Here is a 4,240-nt window from a genome sequence, read left to right on the forward strand (position 1 = left end):
AGTTGGACTTTGGACAATGTACTCGCATTTGCAGAGTCTGCAGACCTGCCGGACGAAACATCGATTTCTGATGCAATCCTTGATTTGGCCGGCCGCATTGGCAGCCTCGCGTGGACAGCCGGCTTCCTTGCCGACGCAGAAGCACGCGACCATTTTGAGGCCGTTTTAGCCAATAGCTTGCTCAACCGGCAAGTTGTGCTCGAAGCAGGCTATCTGCGCGCGCTGGGCCTTAAAGGTTCTGCGACGCGTGGCTTTGTGTTGAACCTCAAAGACGGTTCCACCGAAATTGAAACGGGCCTGCCGGCAGTCTGGTTAGATGAAGAGTCTCACATCCGCGTTGTGCCGTGGGCACGCGCAGGAGCTGTCGTGCATCAGCGGCGCCAAAGTCAATTTGACTCCTCCGCCCTCTCCATGGGGCGTATTCAATTACGCGATGCTCTAGCACGTGTCAGCGAAGCGGTTGGACGGGCCGAAGGCGTTGGCCATGACGACCCACGCGACAATCCCGTTTTGGCCCAAGCTGTCGCAGCCGCTTTCCGTGTCGGGGCACCAGCGGGTGCGATTTTGGAAGCCATCGAAGATGCCAAGCAGGGCATATTTGATGCTACCGCCCATGGCGGCGTGATTGACACCCCGTTGTTGGAACCCACAACCATTCTAGTTCCAACCGCACAATCCCTCGACGGGGACTTGTTGTTGAAGGCTGCCCGCACAGGCTGTGGCTTTGCATTTGATGATGCAGCTTTTGCGGCTTTGGGTCCGGCAGCCATTGTGTCGCTCTCAGCCTTTTATGACGACATGGACTTCAACCAGCTTGAGCGCGTTGCTGCAGCTTGGCGCATTGCGCTTGATTGCTTGGGCGCTGCCAGTGCTTTCCCGACAAAGCTAGCGGCACAAACTTGGGCCAAAGAACGGGCCGCTGTTTTGCGTTATTGCGATGGTGCAGGACTTTTGATGGCGCGCGGCAAGGCCTATGCCTCGCCCGAAGATCAGGAAGTCGTGCGCGACGCGCTGCGGGCTCTGGCCACAGGTGCAGCTAGAGCCAGCAGCTTATTGGCCAAAGTCTTTGTTGCGGCCAGCACCACCATTGCCCCCAGCTTTGAAACCGCCCTGAAGCCAGAAGAGCACGGATTGGGACTGGTGGCTCTTGGAGCAGATGCGCCGGGTCTGGCGCCAATTCTTGGCCCCGTCATTGAGACCGCCATCTCTGGCGAAGAAACGGGCTTCTCGGTTCGCCCCAGCGTGCTGCGCGGTCTTCAAGCGCTTGGCCTCGATGACCGGGATGTGACACGACAATTGCTTGGAACCCGGACCCTGCTTGGGGCCCCCGGTGTCTCTTATGACGCGCTGGCCAATCGCGGCGTGGATGATGACGGTTTGGCTGCGATTGCCGAAGCCTTGATCAGCGCCCGCTCGTTACGTCAGGCAATCACGCCTTGGCTTTTGGGCCCGGAAGAGACCGCGCTCTGGTGCGGCTGCAGTTTGGAACAGGTCCTGCAGCCGGGCTTTGATGTGCTGACGGCGCTGGGCTTCACGTCGCAAGATATCGCTGCCGCCCAGAAATGGGCTTTGGGCCAACCCGATCAGTGGGGCGTTTTGCCCAATCAGGATGTGTTTGGCCCCGCGAGACGCGAAGAGATTGTTCGCTTTGCGGCTGCCCAAGATGAGACGATCCGCCAGTATGTGACGCTACAGCTTCCGGTCTCGCGCACGGAAAATGTGCGGGTGATGGCGAGCGAGCTTGCAAAGGCGCTCGGTCAAGCGGGCTTTGCTGGCTTTAAGCTTAAATTGTCGGAGCCTGGTTTTGAGGCGCCAAATCTCGACCTCAGTCGTTATGAAAATGTCGCTGAGGAGGTCAAAGTCGAGCGCGTTGAAGTGGTGGTGGAACGGGTCGTTGAGCGCTTGATCCCCCAACCCGCTGCGCGCCGTCGCCTACCTGATCGTCGCAAAGGCTATATTCAAAAGGCCTCTGTCGGTGGTCATAAGGTCTATCTGCATACGGGCGAGTTTGATGATGGCGAGATCGGGGAAATCTTTATCGACATGCATAAGGAAGGCGCAGCCTTCCGGTCATTGATGAATAATTTTGCCATCGCCACTTCGATCGGTCTGCAATATGGCGTGCCGCTAGAAGAATTTGTCGACGCCTTTGTCGGCACACGCTTTGAGCCTGCGGGCGATGTTGAGGGCAATGATTCCATTGTGCGGGCGACCTCTATCCTCGACTATCTGTTCCGCGAGCTGGCCGTTTCCTATTTGGGTCGCGATGATTTGGCCGAATTGGCCGAGGATCGCTTTGACGAGTCCGTCACCGATGCCGGGGCACCGGAAGTCGCCGACCCTGTTCGCTTTATCTCCAAGGGTTTTTCGCGCGGGAGCTTTCCAGATAATCTGGTGCGTCTGCCCAGTGCGGCCGAACGCGCCAATCGTGCGGCTAGTTCGCCGCAGGAGCGCACCATCCAAGCAACGCTAATTCAACCCCAGCCCACCAGCCCCAGCACACGCTATGAGGGCGACCCGTGCCCAGACTGTGGCCATTTCACGGTGAAGGCAGATGCCTTTGGCTATGCCTGTGATGCATGTGGCTGGGCCGGACCGCGCCAAGCCGAAGGCAGCGCCTAAACCTGTTTCAAATCACGGCATCATTCCTGCAGGGACGGATCTGAACTTGTGTTTAGACCGCTGGAGCGTCCGAAAATGAAACGTCTCGCCATTGCCATCCTCGTCGCAGCCGCGTGCGGCACCTCTGCTTTTGCGCAAAATGCAGGCCAGATCGCTTCGGTCCAAGCCGGAAAATCCTGCGCCAAATGCAATCTGTTTCAAGCCGATTTGAGCTATTCAGACCTGTCGCGGAAAACCTATGCAGGTGCGCGTTTGCGCCAGTCCGAGATGTCTCTCGCAACGGCTGACGGCACCAATTTTGCCCGTACCGATCTGTCGATCGCCAATCTTTATGGCGTGCGTGCAACCGGGGCAAACTTTGCTGGTGCCAATCTTGAACGCGCCATTTTGGTCGGTGGCTATTTCTCAAGCTCCAATTTTGCTGGTGCAAATCTCGCCAATGCCAATCTGTCAGGTGCAGAGCTCGCAGGCGCACGTGGCCTGACCCAAGCTCAATTGAACAAGGCTTGTGGCGACGCTGAAACCACTTTGCCCCGCGGCTTGACGGTGCCTACCTGCCAATAAGGGCGCGCCTGTGGCTGCCTCGTGGCAAATTGTTACAACCATTTAAGTGGAAGTTTTGTGGTAAAGCAGTATAAGGCATTCATCATGTCAAAAGCTTTGCCCTTCTTGATTGCTTTCGCCCTTGCCCCTATTGCTCAGCCAGTGATGGCTTTCACGTGGGATCAGCGCGGCAAGCCGTCCACGGTTACTTTCACGGGTCGCTTCTCGGGATTGTGTGCAGGCTGTGACTTGTCCAATCGGCGGATGGACAATGCGCACATGTCATCGGGCAATTTTGCCGGATCTAATTTTTCTGGCTCGCAACTACGCAGCGCCGAAATGACCGCTGGCAATTTTGCTGGCACGCGCTTTGACCGTGGCGATCTCAGCAGTGCTGAAATGAACGGCTCTAATTTCCGGGGCGCGAGCTTTGTCGGCACAGGCATGCGCGCCATCGAAGCAGCGGGTGCTAATTTCAGCGGCTCTGACTTTGCCGGCGCGGACCTGTCCAATGCCGAATTGATCGGGGCGAATCTGACTGGCGCGAAATTTGGCGGCACACGCGGTACCAATCCAGACTTTAGCGGTGCCAATATGACCGGATCGATGGTCATGGGTGCCGCTTTCGTCAATGCCGACTTTACCGGTGCCATTATGACGCGCGCCAACATCGAGGGTGCAGACTTATCGCGCGCGGACTTGACCGGTGTGGTCCTGCGCGATGCACGTATCAGCCGCACACGTCTACAAGGCGCAGATTTCACCGGGGCAAACCTGTCGGGCGCTGATTTGTCGACGGCGACGGGCCTGACCACCCGCCAGCTTGAAGATGCGTGCGGCGATGAAGCAACCGCTTTGCCCGCCGGTGTCACCATTCGCGCTTGTAAGACGCGCCGTCCACGCTAAGCTTGTCCCAGAAGTAAGGGGCCAGTCATCGTGGAAATCACTCAAGAAGATATGATCGCCATTGAGTTGCGGACCGATGAGGAATGCAAAAGCCCCTTTCACGCCTATATCTTCTGGTTCTTTTTAGGCTGGCTTGGTGCCCACCGCTTTTATGTCGGTCACGGTAAGT

4 protein-coding genes are annotated in these 4,240 nt (G+C 57.5%); all 4 read left to right on the forward strand.

The genetic code is table 11. The annotated features are described in order from the left end of the window. Nucleotides 1-2,622 (forward strand): hypothetical protein (locus ACOVRA_RS03220; RefSeq protein ID WP_421719029.1); only part of this gene is annotated, 2,622 nt, incomplete at its 5' end. Between the two features lie 75 nt (nucleotides 2,623-2,697). Beyond that, nucleotides 2,698-3,186, forward strand: coding sequence for a pentapeptide repeat-containing protein (locus tag ACOVRA_RS03225; RefSeq protein ID WP_421719030.1), 489 nt, complete (start codon nucleotides 2,698-2,700; stop codon nucleotides 3,184-3,186). 84 nt (nucleotides 3,187-3,270) lie between these two features. Continuing rightward, nucleotides 3,271-4,071, forward strand: coding sequence for a pentapeptide repeat-containing protein (locus ACOVRA_RS03230; protein ID WP_421719031.1), 801 nt, complete (start codon nucleotides 3,271-3,273; stop codon nucleotides 4,069-4,071). A gap of 51 nt (nucleotides 4,072-4,122) precedes the next feature. Further along, a partial coding sequence (locus ACOVRA_RS03235) for an NINE protein (RefSeq protein ID WP_421719032.1) occupies nucleotides 4,123-4,240 on the forward strand: 118 nt, incomplete at its 3' end.

The sequence above is a fragment of the Aquidulcibacter sp. genome (genome assembly GCF_049239865.1).
GTDB lineage: Bacteria > Pseudomonadota > Alphaproteobacteria > Caulobacterales > Aquidulcibacteraceae > Aquidulcibacter.